This is a genomic window from Exiguobacterium sp. s152, from assembly GCF_018618335.1.
In the GTDB taxonomy this organism is placed as follows: Bacteria; Bacillota; Bacilli; order Exiguobacteriales; family Exiguobacteriaceae; genus Exiguobacterium; species Exiguobacterium chiriqhucha.
This window is the reverse complement of sequence record NZ_JACSLX010000015.1, coordinates 1-14,909: the sequence shown is the minus strand read 5'-3', so window position 1 is coordinate 14,909 and position 14,909 is coordinate 1. Positions and strand designations below refer to the sequence as shown.

The window sequence follows — 14,909 nt, the reverse complement described above, 5'->3', positions numbered from 1 at the left end:
TGGGAAGCTCCAGAGGCGTGGGAAATCCTCAGCTGCTACCTGGTTGGTTGGGAAGCTCCAGAGGCGTGGGAAATCCTCAGCTGCTACCTGGTTGGTTGGGAAGCTCCAGAGGCGTGGGAAATCCTCAGCTGCTACCTCGTTGACCGGTAAGCTCCAGAGACGTGGAAAGTCTTCAGCTGCTAATTCTTCTGAAGGGAACGTATTTTCTGAAATAAGCGGCTTGGAAATTCCGAAAAAAAGAAGTAAAGCTAATGAAACAATTAGGGCATTTTTGAATTTTTTCATAAATAGCACCTCTTTTCTAGGTTTTATGCTGTGTATTTTCCGTATATAAACAATATATGACGTAAAGGTACTATGTGGCAATCATTCCAGATGCGATTGATTCAATTTTAGGGCTGTTAAAACTTGGCGAGACTGAAGGATAGCTGATTCAAATATAGAACCTTTGTAATCACTTGAGTACACGGGATTGTGAATTTCAATCATTTCGTCAATTTCAGAATTTGAAATTGGTAATACTGGGCATTTAGACTTTTGACTTAAGATTGCACTGCATAAAGGTTGTTCTTCTTGAGTGCTGTAGTCTTCTTCGACTCCGGGTTTCCAGCCAAATGAAACCTCTGGTAAAACGTATAACAAATCGCCATCGTCCAATTTTTCTACACATGTTTCAATCAAGTCGTTTTCGCATTGATCTACATTCAAATATCCAACAGACGATTTAAATGGATAAATATTCTTCATACTTCGTTTTAAAATAGTTAGTGAAAGTTCTGGTCCGATAACCCAAATTTTTTTTGAAGAATAGGTCTCGTTTAATACACGTGCGATCAAAGTAGGTAAGGTTTGATAATAATCGATATGAAACGCATTAATAATAACACCTTTAGAATCTTGTAAAAGAGTTGTAAGGTTTTCAAGGCCTCTAAACTGATTTCGATCTGAGGTAGTAAATAATGCATCAATAGTAGGTGAGTTTTTTGTTGTAAAATAAATATGTGGCTTAACATAGTCTCTAGCCAGAAGATTGCTAAGTTTACTCATTTAGATGACCTCCTTTAGTTTATGCCCTATATCTTGCTTTTTATCATGAATGGAATAAACTTTAGATGAGACAGTCTGTTAAAACAAACAGATTTCTCTTTTTGGGATTAGTTCAATTCTATCATGGATAAAAGGACTAGTGATTTCGTACCGTTTGGGAAAATAGACGCGTAAAACCTTCAAAAATCGGGGGTATTCAAGTTAGATTTTCCTAATTGTGATAAAAAACGACGATAAGAGGGTCTAAAGTATTAAAAATAGAATCCAGGAGATGCTACTGCATGCAAAATAATTATGGGAATTTAATTAAAGTAGAGCGTCTGCGTCGAAATATGAAACAGTCTGTTTTAGCCCGTGGAATATGCTCCGTCTCATATTTAAGTAAAATTGAAAATAACCAGACTATCCCTAGTGAAGAAGTACTAGATCTTCTTTTTAGGAAATTAGACTTAGATATTCCTCTTTACGTAACAGTGACTGATAATGAAATTGAAAAAATTAAAGTAGAGATTTTAAGACTAATAAAAGAAGCTGTTTTATCAAGGAACTTAAATGAAACAGCAGAAAATTTGAAAAAAATAGAACGATATAAAAAGGACCATAGGATTTATAAACATAAACCTTTATATATATTGATGCTATTAGTGTTAGCAAGGTTTGATTTCATGCCTGGTGGAAAACAAGGTTACTTAACTGAATTAGAATGGTTACAAGATCAATTTACATCAGAGGATCGTATAAGATTCAACATTCTCAAAGCTTTAAAATCTTTTTCATTAAATGATAAAGATACAGCATTAGATTTAATGCAACAAGTGAGGGAGGAGTTAGATACAACGTACTTGGAAGAATGGGAAATAGCCGACATCAATTATATTATTGGTGGTATGTATTATAAATATACGGATTATTTACAAGCGATTGAACATGTGAATAGAGCGCTATCGTATTTTAAAGATAATTTTTATGTAGAACGAATAATAGAATGCCATTTAATTATTGGATTAGCTTTTAAACGAAGAAAACGATTTAACGAAGCATTAGCTAATTACAAAAAGGCAATTAAAGCTGCCGGGGCAACGGACTTAAAAGGATATTATGGCATGCTTTACAACAACACGGGTGAAATATATTCTCTACAAGGTAATAGAGAGCTTGCATTAGAATATTTCTTAAAAGGGCTAGAATATAAAGTTGAAAGCAAAAGTAAACTACTAAGTATTCTTTCATTAATTGAAGAATATTCTATTAGAGGAAGTTCCCAAGAAGTATTAGACTGGGTAGAGAAGGGGGAAGAAATTATTCAAGAAGAGGACAATGATAACCTATCCGAATTTATATATCATTTTGGAGTTTTTCGAAATAAGTATACTAATGGGAACAGTAAAGAATTGATTGAGAGCTTAAAAAAGGCAGTGCAGTATTTTGAATCTTCCGATGACTATCATTACACAAACAAATATGCCCTTTGGTTAGCACGTGAGCTACGAGAAAATGGGAAGTACAAACTATCTACTGAATACTATGAAAAATCCATTGCGATTATGTCTCGATGGGATTAACGCCTCCTCAGGCGTTCTTTTTTTGCACAAAAAAAGAGACGCCCGAATCGTCTCTTGTCGTTTATGGAGTGGTGAAATAATGAATCGTCCAAATCGGTTCGTTCATCAATGCTTCATCTCCCACATGGCCCGTTTGAACTTGTTGGAGTAGGTGAATGATATGTTTTTGTAAATTGGCGTCGTGTGAGCCGCTTCGCAAAATTCCATCTTCACTCGCGATGATATAAAACCCACCCAACCGCAAAGGAATATGATGTCTAACAATCGATACGGCAGCTTGCAGTTCGGCTTGCCCGCCTTGAAGTGGCACGTTTATATCAAAACGTCCCCATTGTTTAAAGTCGCCTAGTTCTGAAAACGGTGGGTCGCGGTGATCCAACTTCATGACCTCCAATCTTGTCTGTCTCTTCCTTACTAGTATAGCTCTTTTTCTAGAATAAGCCTGCGAGAAAAATGGGAAGGGTAAATCGATGTTGCCTTCGTTTCTCGATGTTACTCTTTTTCTAGATTATCCCAAAACATTCCTGCTAAAAATAGAAGCTACGGCGTAAAAAACACGACCGGAACGACTCCGGTCGTGTTCATTGATGAATCGCTTCTTTTGACGTCGGCAATTCACAAATAAATGTACTGCCTTCCCCGTAAATCGATTCAACGTGTAAATGTCCGTCGTGCGCTTTCGCAATTTCTTTACAGATGGCGAGACCGAGTCCTGTCCCTCCGATTTTACGACGGTCTGAGTTATCGACCCGGTAAAACTTGCCGAACAAGTTCGGTAATGCAGATGAAGGAATCCCCATCCCGTTGTCTCGAACTTTCATGACGACTTGACCTTCTAGTCGTTCTAATGAAACGAGGACGTTCCCACCTTCTGGCGAATATTTGATGGCGTTACTGAGCAAGTTACCGAGCAACTGCCGCATGCCTTCCAAGTCGGCCTCGATTTTAAAGTCCTGTCCGACATCGGCATCTAAGTGTAGATGATGCAAGTCGGTCGTCTCTTGATAAAAGCTGATACTGTCGCGAGCGAGCTCGAGCAAATCAACTGTCTCCCACTCGAACGTCTGTTTTCCGGCCTCCATTTTTTGAAGGTCGAGGAAGTCGTTGACCAAGTAAGAGAGACGTTTTGCTTCATCATGAATCGTCTTCAAGTACAATTCACGGCGGCTTTCTTTCAAATCACGCTCGAGCATCAACTCTGTAAATCCATAAATGGATGACAGCGGCGTTCTTAATTCGTGAGAGACCGTCGAAACAAGCTCTGATTTCATTCGGTCAATTTCAGTTTCGGCCGTCACATCGCGCAAGACGAGCATCGTGCCGTGAATCTTCCCATCTCGATAAATGCTTTCCGCATAGACCTGTAGGAAGTAATCTCCTTGATCCAATGAAATCGATAAGCCGTCTTCCGGCGGCTCTTGGTCGAAGACACGTTCGATATAACTGATGAAAAGGTCTTGTTGATCGACACGTTCGGCAAACTGTTCGATATCAATCGATAACGTTGTCAGTTCCTCATAACCGGCGTATTCGAATTGAAGTTCATCGAACATGCGGATAAAGGCGCGGTTGCCGACGATCGTGTCTTCCTCATAGTTGAAATACAATATGGCTTCACGGACCGAGTTGATTAATTGTGCCGTCTCTTTACGATCCTGTTGCATCTGGCGATAAAGCCGCGTCCGTAAGAGCGAAATGGCCAACTGGTTCGCAAACGCGTTCAACTCTGATGTTTCACTCGCATCGAATGGCTCATCATAACAGGCCAAATATAAGCAACCGATCATCGTTCCGTCTGATGGATCCTTTACCGGGATGACCGTCTCATGGATATAGTACGGGTAGCCGTGAAGCTGGTCGGCCACTTTTTTTGAACTCGCTTCTAGCGATTTAGAAATCATGACACGCTTTAACAGAAGGGACTTTACCTTCAAGTCCTCCTGTTGCTCTTTTGTCATCCCTTTCGGTACGACGGACGTGATTTCATTGTCTTTGACGAGCAACACGGCCCCGAACTCCGCCTCGGTCAACCAGACGATTTTTTCGATGACAGCCGAATAGTCGAGTAACGATTCCTTCGAAGCGAGTACTTCAATCAATTCGTTACGATACTGCAGTTTAGTCTCATTTTGTTTCGACGCCTCGAGCACGGACTGCATCTCTTTTTGTTTTGCGCGCATTTTTTCGTTTTGTCCGACCATGCGTGTGATTAGAGGACGTCCAATTAATAAAATAGCAGTGATAAACATGACTAGCCCGGTCATCCAGATCCAACGCAACGTCAGAAGTTCGGTCGGTGAGACGGTATCGTCCCGAACGAACCAAGCACCGATTGCTGTTAAAACGAGGCTGGTGATACAAGCACCATAAAGGATGCCGAGAATTTGACGACTGTTCAATTGTTCAATCCACTTGCCCATAATACACTCTACTTCCTTCCTTAACTAAAAACCAACTCCAATTCCATCGTCGTATGACGGAAATATACAAAAAGAAAAATTAGATGAACACCGAATTGCTCAAACAATGTGCCATCAAACATTCTCTGTTTAAATATCATATCTAGACGGATATACCCCGGATTTCAGCATCTTACACATTCGAATGTGCTTCCGATTGACACATACGAAGGGAACAGGATAGCTTGAAAGAGAAGAAATGACTATGGAAGAGGTGCTCTTATGCTATCGATTGAACCTTCAGCGTTAACCGAGCGAGACACGTACAAATTTTTAATCGGGAGTATCGTTCCGCGGCCGATCGCTTTCGTGACGACTCGAAACGGCGACACAATCAATGCTGCGCCGTTTAGTTACTTTAACATCGTGGCGTCCGAGCCGCCGCTACTATCGGTATCGGTTCAACGGAAGAACGGTGTCATGAAAGATACGGCCCGCAATGCGGTCGCGACAGAAGAACTCGTCATCCATATCGTCGATGAGACGAACGTGGCTCTCGTCAACGAGACCGCGGCCAATTTAGGGCCAGCGGAGAGTGAGCTCGATCGGACGACGTTCACGACCGCACCGAGTGATGTCATCGAGACGCCAGGCGTGAAAGAAGCCAAAATCCGGATGGAATGTAAACTGCACCATCACGTTCCGATTGAGCATGACGGGAAAGTGACGGCTGACTTATTGATCGCGCGAGTCGTGCGGTTCCATATTGACCCGGCGCTTTATGAAGCCGGACGTATCGACGCCGAACGATTGGCACCGGTCAGTCGACTCGCCGGAAACTTCTATGCCACGCTCGGCGAAACGTTCGAAATCGAACGACCGAAATAAATGCCATGGCGCCTGCTCGAATCGGAGACAAGGCGCTTTTTTTCGGGTAAAGAATGGAGAGCCCATTGGCATGATGGTTTTCTTTCACACGAGCGCTCGAATGTGTCACAATAAAGTCAGAACATTCTAATTTCTAACGCGTCAGCGATCAGAGAAAAAAGGGGAGTCGGCTATGTCATATCGTCCAGACATTCAATCGATCATCAATGCCATTGAGACGGTGATCGTCGGAAAAGAAGATGTCATCGCAAAGAGTTTGACTGCTTTACTTGCCGGAGGGCACGTGTTGTTAGAAGATGTCCCGGGCGTCGGGAAAACGATGCTCGTCCGGACGTTCAGTCGAGCTATCGATTTGGATTTCAAACGTGTCCAATTCACTCCGGACATGTTGCCTTCTGATTTGACCGGAATCTCGATGTATAACCAAAAGACGAAAGAGTTCGAATATCGGCCGGGTCCATTGATGGGTAATATCGTTTTGGCTGATGAAATTAACCGGACCTCTCCTAAAACACAATCGGCCTTGCTCGAGGCGATGGCGGAGCGCAGCGTGACGGTCGACGGTGAAGTCAAAATTTTACCGTCTCCGTTCTTCGTCATGGCGACGCAAAACCCGATTGAACATGAAGGGACGTATCCGCTCCCGGAAGCTCAATTGGATCGATTCCTCCTTAAAATCGAGATGGGCTATCCATCTTTCAATGAAGAGATTGCACTGCTGACGCGGTTTGAGAAAGCAGAACCGCTTGAGGCGCTACAGAGTGTTATTACGAAACATGAAGTCGAACAGATGCAACACGAAGTGCGCGATGTACACGTTTCGAGTGCCGTCAAACAGTATATCGTCCGTTTGATTCACGAGTCGCGCAACGACCCGAACACGTATCTTGGGGGCAGTCCACGGGCGACGCTCGCTTTGATGAAGGCGGCACAGGCGTGGGCGTATATTCACAACCGTGACTTCGTGCTACCGGATGACGTGAAGGCGCTCGCCGGTAGTGTGCTCGGTCATCGCATCTTACTGACGGCAGAAGCGCGTTATAAAGGGAAGACGGCCAAACAGCTTGTCAAAGGCTGGCTCGACACACTTCCGGTCCCGATGGATCGTGAGGTCAAAGAAGTATGAAAAATTGGATGAAGCTGTTCCTTGTGTGGGCGGCGGCATTCGGACTTTACGCATTCGCCCGAATTGAAGGGAGTATCGTCGCGTCGACGCTCTGGTGGTCATTTTTTGTCCTGGCCGCCTATTGGACGATTTTCATGATTTATCCGGTCACAGCCGCGAACGTGTCGCGCCGTGTGACGACGAAACGACTCGTCTCGGGCCAAACGATGGACGTGGAACTGCAAGTGGAGCGGAAATACCCGTTTCTTGTCGGGGTCGTCACGTTAGAAGAGACACCGCCGCCGCGACTCGCGACATCCACTGATGTCATCATTACCACGGTCGATCGTTTCTTTCGACGGACAGAGACGGTCCATTACGAAATCGAACAGATTCGACGCGGCATCCACGTGTTCGATCGGACCGTCCTTCACGTGCGAGACGTGTTCGGACTGTTCGACCGCAAACGGACGTTGCGACTCGAGACGGTCGTTGAAGTCTCACCTGCTGAACTTCCGTTCGACTTACCGCGTGACGAGCAAGTCGGTGGGCGAGGCGAACAGTATCGCCGCACGCGCACATATACCGAGGTTGCCAATACGACGAGTGGTGTCCGTGAGTATGCGGCCGGGGACCGCATCGGTCGAATCGATTGGAAAGCCTCGGCTCGACGCGGAAACTTAATGACGAAAACGTTCGACCAAGAGCAGGAGAAGAAATTGTCGCTTGTCTTTGTCCCGTCGACAACGGCCGGGCATGAAGAAGCGTTCGAACGTTCATTGTCGCTTCTCGTCGGTGCAATCCGACAACTCGAGCGGAAAAATCTGCCGTTCGAACTGTATGTCATCGAAGAGCAGGTCCGTCTGTTCCATTTGCCGGACCAAAGCGCAGAGGTCGGCCATTACTTGCTGACAGCGACACCGGAGCCGGAAGGGCGCCTTGTCGAACGAGTGAAGCGCAACCTGCCGCAAGAAGTGGGGAACTTGATTATGATTAGCCCACTCGAGACGAAATGGGTGCGTGAGATCATGAATGAGACACAAGGCAGCTATCACTTATACACGGCGAACGAGGTGACGACATGACGGCATGGTTGAAACGAATCGTCTATACGGCGCTTGCCGCCTACTTGTTGTCATTTTGGGTCGAGCCGATCGTGGGCAATACGACATTTGATGTCAACTGGCCGTTCTTGTTCCTGCTTCTCGTTCCGATGTTTGCGAGCTTGTTGCCTTGGTATGGTTTCATTGGTGTGGTCGTCTTCAACTTCTTTATCGTCTTGTACGTGTACCACGGGAGTATCCTGGATTGGTTCGGTCTATGGTTAGAGGATTTGAGCGGGGTACTGAGCGGAGCTTTGCCGGAAGAGGCGATTTTCTTCTCGGCGATGGCGTTGATTGGGGTGCTGTTCGCCATTCTTGTCGGACGCACGTATCCGAGCTATGGCTTCGTACTTGGGATGATCGTTTCGACGCTCGGACTGATGGCTTACTTTGACACGTGGACGCTTTATGACGGGGAAGGGAAGATTTTACTCGCAATTTTAGCGTCGCTCGTATTGCTCTTCGTCACCGACCTGGCGAAACGACCGAGCAAATCGCTCGTCCGCTATGTCAGTATCGCGCTCCTCGCTTCGGTCGTGTTGGCACTCGCAAGCGTGTCCCCGACGCTCGAAGGGGATTGGTCCGACCGTTTGACGACGAGTTTCCAAAACGCGGTGAACGATGAGGGCTCTGGTAGCGGTCGGGTCGGCTATGGGGTGAACGATGAACAACTCGGCGGACCGTTTGAGCAAGATGACGGCATCGTCTTCATCGCCCGTGGTGTGCCGGCGCGCTATTGGCGCATCGAATCAAAAGAGATTTATACGGGGAAGGGCTGGGTCGAGTCCCCGGTCCTCGATTCCGAATATAACCGCGGACAACTCGTCGACCAAGCTGTCGATACGACACCGGAACAGGCGTTGCTCCGATTTGACCGGCGCCAAACGTTCGTCCCGTATGGTGGAGAATATCCACAGGCCACGGAGACGGACAATGGCACTGAGTTCCGAGTTGGAAATATCGAAGAACCGTTTCCGAACGAGACGATTCACATCCGACCATCCGGGAAAATCGTGTTCGACAATGATGGACAGACGACGCCTCAGACGATTCAACTCCGCTACAGTGTCCCTTCCTTTACAGAAGAGCAACTGGCATTGAATGAACCGGTGACGACGTTGACGGAAGAAGAGCGGCAGGCGTACTTGCAATTGCCGGACTCGCTTCCGGATCGGGTCCGCGACTTGTCGGCCGATATCACGGGCGACAGTGAGACACCTTATGACCAAGCCCAAGCGGTTCAAGCCTACTTCCAATCTGGAGATTTCCAATACAATACGGAAGATGTGGCCGTCCCGGAAGGTAATACGGATTACGTCGATCAATTTTTGTTCGATACGTTAATCGGGTACTGTGACAACTTCTCGACCTCGGCTGCCGTCCTTCTCCGGGCGAGCGGAGTGCCGACACGTTGGGTAAAAGGTTTCACGATGGGTGATGCGCGCGGGATTATCCAAGGGGAAGAAGAATACACCGTCCGGAACCGTCACGCCCACTCATGGGTAGAATATTTCGTGGAAGGCGCAGGCTGGGTCCCGCTCGAGGCGACTATCAGTTTCTCGGATGCCAACTTACTTCAAGTCGAGACGGAGGACGAAGCGAATGCAGACGATCCAGCGGCCAATGATCCACAAGCGTCGCAAGACGACGAGCCGACGAATCGTCCGCAAGAAGATTTGGCACTCGATGATGTGACGTCGGGAGAAGTGGCAACGGAGAACTGGAATATGCCGGTGTGGGGTTGGATTGTGATTGTCTTTACGGTCGCCGTTCTCGTATGGAACCGAAAATCGATTGAACGCCTCGTCATGATGCTTTGGTGGACACGGCGTCCATTGAATGAAAATCGACTCGTCGCCATGCATCGCTATCTAGTTAAACGACTCCGTGGAGCAGGTTTTAAAGTCGACGGGCGCACGCCGTCCGAACTCGCCGCAGAGGTCGATGCTTATTATGAATCGACCGAAATGACGAGATTGACCCGTTTGTTTGAACAAAGTGTCTATGCCGAAAAAACGCCGAATTCAAAATATAAAGAATATTGGAAAATCATGATTCGTCGAATTATGAGTTGAAGTAGGTGGATGCATACAGTAAGATAGACGCATTAGTTAGATAATTGAACAGCATTCCTTCGTATATACTCGCGAATTGGCGCGAGAGTCTCTACCGGACCACCGTAAATGGACCGACTATGAAGGAGCACGTTTCGTATACACAGAAAAGGGCGTGCTTCTTCTTCGGTTTAGTGAATCCGTGGGAGAAGCTCGCTCTTTTTTTGAGAAGAAGGCAGAAAGGTGGAGGTTTTGTGAAAATAGAACAAGAGATGATTTTGGTGCTCGACTTTGGAGGCCAGTACAACCAGTTGATTACACGTCGTGTGCGTGACCTTGGCGTATATAGTGAGCTTCATTCCCACAAGATGACCGCTGCTGAGATTCGTGAACTGGCTCCTGTCGGGATTATTTTCTCGGGTGGCCCGAACAGTGTGTACGCGGAAGGCGCATATCGCTGTGACCCGGAAATTTTCGAACTTGGCATTCCGATTTTCGGAATCTGCTACGGCATGCAACTCATGACGCATCACTTCGGTGGACGTGTCGAACGAGCGGCACATCGCGAATACGGAAAAGCGACGCTCTTCTCGACACCGGAAGCGTCGGCGCTCTACAAGGGTCTCCCAGTGGAACATACGGTTTGGATGAGCCACGGCGACCTCGTCATGGAAGCACCGCCAGGATTTATCGTCGATGGGACGAACCCATCATGCCCGGTCGCTTCAATCAAGAGCGATGAACTCAAAATGTACGGCGTACAGTATCACCCGGAAGTCCGGCACTCTGAGTACGGTAACGACATCTTGAAAAACTTCATCTATGAAGTGTGTGGCGCCAAAGGTGAGTGGTCGATGGAGAACTTCATCGACATCGAAGTCGAGAAGATTCGCGAGATTGTCGGCGACAAGCAAGTTCTTTGCGCGTTGTCAGGTGGCGTCGACTCATCGGTTGTCGCAGCGCTCGTTCATCGTGCCATCGGTGACCAATTGACATGTATGTTCGTCGACCATGGTTTGCTTCGCAAAAACGAAGCGGACAGCGTCATGAAGACGTTCGCGGACGGTTTCAATATGAAAGTCATCAAGATTGACGCGCAGGAGCGTTTCATGGCGAAACTTGCCGGCGTTTCAGATCCAGAACAAAAACGAAAAATCATCGGCAATGAGTTCATATACGTGTTTGACGAAGAAGCGTCTAAACTTGTGGACATGGACTTCCTTGCCCAAGGTACGCTTTATACGGATATCATCGAGAGTGGAACGGACACGGCACAAACAATCAAGTCACACCATAACGTCGGTGGACTACCGGAAGACATGAACTTCACGTTGATTGAGCCACTTAACACGCTCTTTAAAGACGAAGTACGTGAACTCGGGACTGAACTCGGGTTACCGGACTATATCGTTTGGCGTCAACCGTTCCCGGGACCAGGTCTTGGCATTCGTGTTCTCGGTGAAATCACAGAAGAGAAACTTGAAATCGTGCGTGAGTCAGATGCGATTCTGCGCGAAGAAGTGAAGAAAGCCGGTCTCGAACGTGATATTTGGCAATATTTCACGGTCCTTACACCAATTCGTTCAGTTGGTGTCATGGGCGACGAGCGGACGTATGACTATGCGGTCGGCGTACGTGCCGTCACCTCGATTGATGGAATGACTTCAGATTGGGCCCGCATTCCATGGGATGTACTCGAGAAAATCTCGGTTCGTATCGTCAATGAAGTCAGTCACGTCAACCGTGTCCTGTACGACATCACATCGAAGCCACCAGCAACAATCGAGTGGGAATAACCACCAGAGGGGAGAAATCCCCTCTGTTTTTATTTGTTAAATCCGAACAATAGATCGAAATATTTGATTAAAATCCGTCATTTGTGTTGACATTCGATTTTGCCGTTGTTAAGATAAAAACGTTCTTATCATATCCGAACAATTAAAAATTATTTTGCCGTATAATATCGGGAATATGGCCCGAGAGTCTCTACGAAATCACCTTAAATGATTTCACTACGGCGAGACATAGATCGGGGACGTATGTCCCTGTATGTTTCGCGTGGGGTCTCCGGTTATCAATCGGGGACCTTTTCTCGTTTTACGGCGAGCCAAGGAGGAAAACCAATGAGCACACAGCTCAAGCAAGAACCAAATCACCAACCATCAGGAAACCGGATTGAACGTTACTTCCAGTTGAATGAACTTGGAACGAACATCAAAACGGAATTGATCGCAGGATTCACTACGTTCCTGGCAATGGCTTACATCTTGTTCGTTAACCCGAACGTGTTAGGTGCAGCAGGAATGGACATGGACGCTGTTTTCGTGGCAACCGGTCTTGTCGCCCTCGTCGGTTCTGTCATGATGGGCTTGTTCGCCAACTATCCGATTGCGATCGCTCCGGGTATGGGGCTTAACGCCTTCTTCGCGTACAGTGTAGTTCTCGGCATGGGTATTCCATGGCAAACGGCACTATCAGGGGTTCTCGTTTCTGGTTTGTTCTTTATCGTTTTAACACTGTCAGGTATTCGTGAGACAGTCGTCAACGCAATTCCGGGACCACTCAAAATGGCGGTCGCGGCAGGGATTGGTTTCTTTATCGCCTTTATCGGTTTGAAAAATGCAGGTATCGTCGTCGCCAACGAGGCGACGCTCGTCGGTCTCGGTTCACTCGGAACAGGGACGACACTCCTTTCAGTGTTCGGTCTTGTAGTGACAGCATTGTTAATGGTTCGAAATGTAAAAGGTGGTATCTTCATCGGGATGCTTCTCACGGCAATTGTCGGGATGATCTTCAATCTTGTACCGACACCGACTGCCATCTCAGACATCGTCTCGGCACCACCGAGCATGTCATCGACTTTCGGACAAGCGTTCATCAATTTCTCAGAAGTCTTCACGGTCCAAATGCTAGTCGTCATCTTGACGTTCTTCTTCATTGATTTCTTTGATACAGCGGGTACGCTCGTAGCGGTAGCTCGTCAAGCAGGAATCATGAAAGACAACAAAGTGCCACGTGCGAGTAAAGCGCTCATGGCTGACTCAACAGCAACAGTGGCAGGTGCAATCTTTGGGACATCGACTGCGACGTCATATGTAGAATCGTCTGCTGGTGTGGCGGCCGGTGGTCGTTCGGGCTTGACGGCTGTATTCGCAGGTTTGTTCTTCGGATTGGCGCTCTTCTTCTCGCCACTCTTGGCAGTCGTCACATCGGCGGTCACAGCCCCTGCATTGATTATCGTAGGAGTACTCATGGCTTCGGCTTTACTCGATATCGACTGGAGAAAGCTAGAAATCGCGATTCCTTCATTCATGACGATTCTGATGATGCCCCTCACTTCGTCGATTGCGACGGGGATTGGGCTCGGTTTCATCTTGTATCCGCTCATGATGATCGCGAAAGGGAAGACGAAAGAGATCCACCCAATCATGTACGGCATGTTAGTGATCTTCTTGGCTTACTTTATATTCTTGCCGCACGCGTAATGAAATGAAGCCGACTCGGTTTATGAGTCGGCTTTTTTGTATGCAGTGTTTTCAGGTAAGAAGGGGTCGTACATGGTTAAGGCATGGTTTTCTGTGATGAACTCATTTCGGATGAATGTGCCATCTTGGGAGAGGACGCTTCTAAATATTTGGTTATGCCGAACTGTTCCACCCCACCATTCATTCGTGAAGTGGTGGTTTTCTTCATATATCTCATATTGAACGGTTGGTGGGATATTGGACCGCCATTGCCCTACGAGATAATCCCCCTCTATATATAGAAGGAGTTGAAACGTCTGTGCCGTCCGATTGGTGATTTGAAGGTCTAAATAGTTGTAGGAACATGTGGCGCCACTCCCAAACGGTTGGTCCCTTCGTGAATCAGGGAAGACATCATAACTGTGGCGGTAACGCTCGGTCACTGTGAGTGGGCTATGGAGCGTGATCCAATAAATCAAGTTGGATAATTGGCACAATCCGCCCCCGGTTCCGGTCGTGACCTTTCCGTAATGCAAAATCATTCCGTCCACATAGCCTTTTCGCTTGGTGGGTCGCCCGATGGTTTTCCAATACGAGAGCACTTCGTTCGGAGAGACGATGATGCCATTTAACTGTTTGATGGCGATATTGAGATTGATGACTTTGTTCTGTTGCATCTCGAGATCGACGTCGCGTAATCTTCGGTAGAGTGGGGTGCGATGCTCGTGGATAAGATAAGGCAACGGTATAGTGTTTCGTTGAGCGGTATACCGTTTCCCGTCCGTCATCCATTGAGCCTGGCGTTTTAATGTGTAATACTGGGTTCCTGCCCATATGCGCAGGTTCGATCGTTTCTTTGGCTGCAGTTGAAGCATTGAGTGTCACCTTCTTTAAGTTGGTATTGGTGTGTATTCGCCAACAGGGGATAATGCCCTTCTCGAAATCAAGGAGTTAAAATGAAGAGGATGAAAAACTTTTAAAGTTTTTTTAGAATAATGCTTGCCATGTGGTAGAAGGGGATGCTATAGTTATCTCTGTTGCCAGCGATGCTTACAACTTAGTAAACAAACTGGTTGACACACAATAATGATAAATGTTATTATCATTTAGTCGCCAAGAGCGACAGACGAACTTTGAAAACTGAACGATGAGGCAAAAAAGTTTTACAATGTTTGAATGAAGCGCAAGCTTCGTCATGTTTTAAAGAGCTATATCAAATTCTTTGGAGAGTTTGATCCTGGCTCAGGACGAACGCTGGCGGCGTGCCTAATACATGCAAGTCGAGCG

Annotated in this window: 12 protein-coding genes, 1 rRNA gene and 2 riboswitches; of the genes, 8 read left to right on the top strand and 5 right to left on the bottom strand. The window is 46.8% G+C overall.

The window, feature by feature from the left end; genetic code table 11:
• Both KNP72_RS15050 and KNP72_RS15045 read right to left on the bottom strand, forming a co-directional pair.
• A partial coding sequence (locus tag KNP72_RS15050) for a hypothetical protein (RefSeq protein ID WP_214834265.1) occupies nucleotides 1-285 on the bottom strand: 285 nt, incomplete at its 3' end.
• An 81-nt stretch (nucleotides 286-366) separates the two neighbouring features.
• Nucleotides 367-1,047 carry a hypothetical protein gene (locus KNP72_RS15045; RefSeq protein WP_214720150.1) on the bottom strand — a complete coding sequence of 227 codons (681 nt, stop codon included), beginning with the start codon at nucleotides 1,045-1,047 and terminating at the stop codon, nucleotides 367-369.
• A gap of 281 nt (nucleotides 1,048-1,328) precedes the next feature.
• Here KNP72_RS15045 and KNP72_RS15040 point away from each other — a divergent pair, with 281 nt between their 5' ends.
• Nucleotides 1,329-2,609, top strand: coding sequence for a helix-turn-helix domain-containing protein (locus tag KNP72_RS15040; protein ID WP_214720151.1), 1,281 nt, complete (start codon nucleotides 1,329-1,331; stop codon nucleotides 2,607-2,609).
• Nucleotides 2,610-2,670: 61 nt separating this feature from the next.
• On the opposite strand, the gene KNP72_RS15035 is transcribed toward KNP72_RS15040, so the two are convergent.
• Together KNP72_RS15035 and KNP72_RS15030 are read right to left on the bottom strand one after the other, a co-directional pair.
• Nucleotides 2,671-2,988, bottom strand: a complete 318-nt coding sequence (locus KNP72_RS15035; RefSeq protein ID WP_214720152.1) for a hypothetical protein — start codon at nucleotides 2,986-2,988, stop codon at nucleotides 2,671-2,673.
• Between the two features lie 202 nt (nucleotides 2,989-3,190).
• Nucleotides 3,191-5,029: an ATP-binding protein gene (locus tag KNP72_RS15030; RefSeq protein WP_251129053.1), complete on the bottom strand. Its 1,839-nt coding sequence runs from the start codon at nucleotides 5,027-5,029 to the stop codon at nucleotides 3,191-3,193.
• Nucleotides 5,030-5,290: 261 nt separating this feature from the next.
• On the opposite strand from KNP72_RS15030, the gene KNP72_RS15025 reads away from it, so the two are divergent.
• The 6 genes from KNP72_RS15025 (at nucleotide 5,291) to KNP72_RS15000 (ending at nucleotide 13,643) form a co-directional block, all read left to right on the top strand.
• Nucleotides 5,291-5,896: a flavin reductase family protein gene (locus KNP72_RS15025; protein ID WP_214720153.1), complete on the top strand. Its 606-nt coding sequence runs from the start codon at nucleotides 5,291-5,293 to the stop codon at nucleotides 5,894-5,896.
• Nucleotides 5,897-6,068: 172 nt separating this feature from the next.
• Nucleotides 6,069-7,022, top strand: coding sequence for an AAA family ATPase (locus KNP72_RS15020; protein ID WP_214834262.1), 954 nt, complete (start codon nucleotides 6,069-6,071; stop codon nucleotides 7,020-7,022).
• The gene (locus KNP72_RS15015; protein ID WP_214834260.1) at nucleotides 7,019-8,086 is read left to right on the top strand and encodes a DUF58 domain-containing protein; all 1,068 of its coding nucleotides are present in this window, start codon (nucleotides 7,019-7,021) and stop codon (nucleotides 8,084-8,086) included. Before KNP72_RS15020 ends, KNP72_RS15015 begins: the two co-directional genes overlap by 4 nt.
• Nucleotides 8,083-10,179: a transglutaminase domain-containing protein gene (locus tag KNP72_RS15010; RefSeq protein WP_214834257.1), complete on the top strand. Its 2,097-nt coding sequence runs from the start codon at nucleotides 8,083-8,085 to the stop codon at nucleotides 10,177-10,179. The genes KNP72_RS15015 and KNP72_RS15010 overlap by 4 nt, the downstream gene beginning before the upstream one ends.
• Nucleotides 10,180-10,218: 39 nt before the next feature.
• A riboswitch (purine riboswitch) is annotated at nucleotides 10,219-10,319 on the top strand.
• 111 nt (nucleotides 10,320-10,430) lie between these two features.
• Nucleotides 10,431-11,954, top strand: a complete 1,524-nt coding sequence (gene guaA, locus KNP72_RS15005) for a glutamine-hydrolyzing GMP synthase (RefSeq protein ID WP_251129055.1) — start codon at nucleotides 10,431-10,433, stop codon at nucleotides 11,952-11,954.
• 137 nt (nucleotides 11,955-12,091) lie between these two features.
• Nucleotides 12,092-12,193: riboswitch (purine riboswitch) on the top strand.
• Between the two features lie 88 nt (nucleotides 12,194-12,281).
• Nucleotides 12,282-13,643: an NCS2 family permease gene (locus tag KNP72_RS15000; RefSeq protein WP_251129052.1), complete on the top strand. Its 1,362-nt coding sequence runs from the start codon at nucleotides 12,282-12,284 to the stop codon at nucleotides 13,641-13,643.
• A 20-nt stretch (nucleotides 13,644-13,663) separates the two neighbouring features.
• Here the strand turns inward: KNP72_RS15000 and KNP72_RS14995 are convergent, their stop codons facing one another.
• Nucleotides 13,664-14,497 (bottom strand): VanW family protein, encoded by an 834-nt coding sequence (locus KNP72_RS14995; protein ID WP_214720158.1) that lies wholly within the window; start codon nucleotides 14,495-14,497, stop codon nucleotides 13,664-13,666.
• A 344-nt stretch (nucleotides 14,498-14,841) separates the two neighbouring features.
• Between KNP72_RS14995 and KNP72_RS14990 the strand changes: the two genes are divergently transcribed.
• Nucleotides 14,842-14,909 (top strand): 16S ribosomal RNA (locus KNP72_RS14990); the annotation flags it as partial.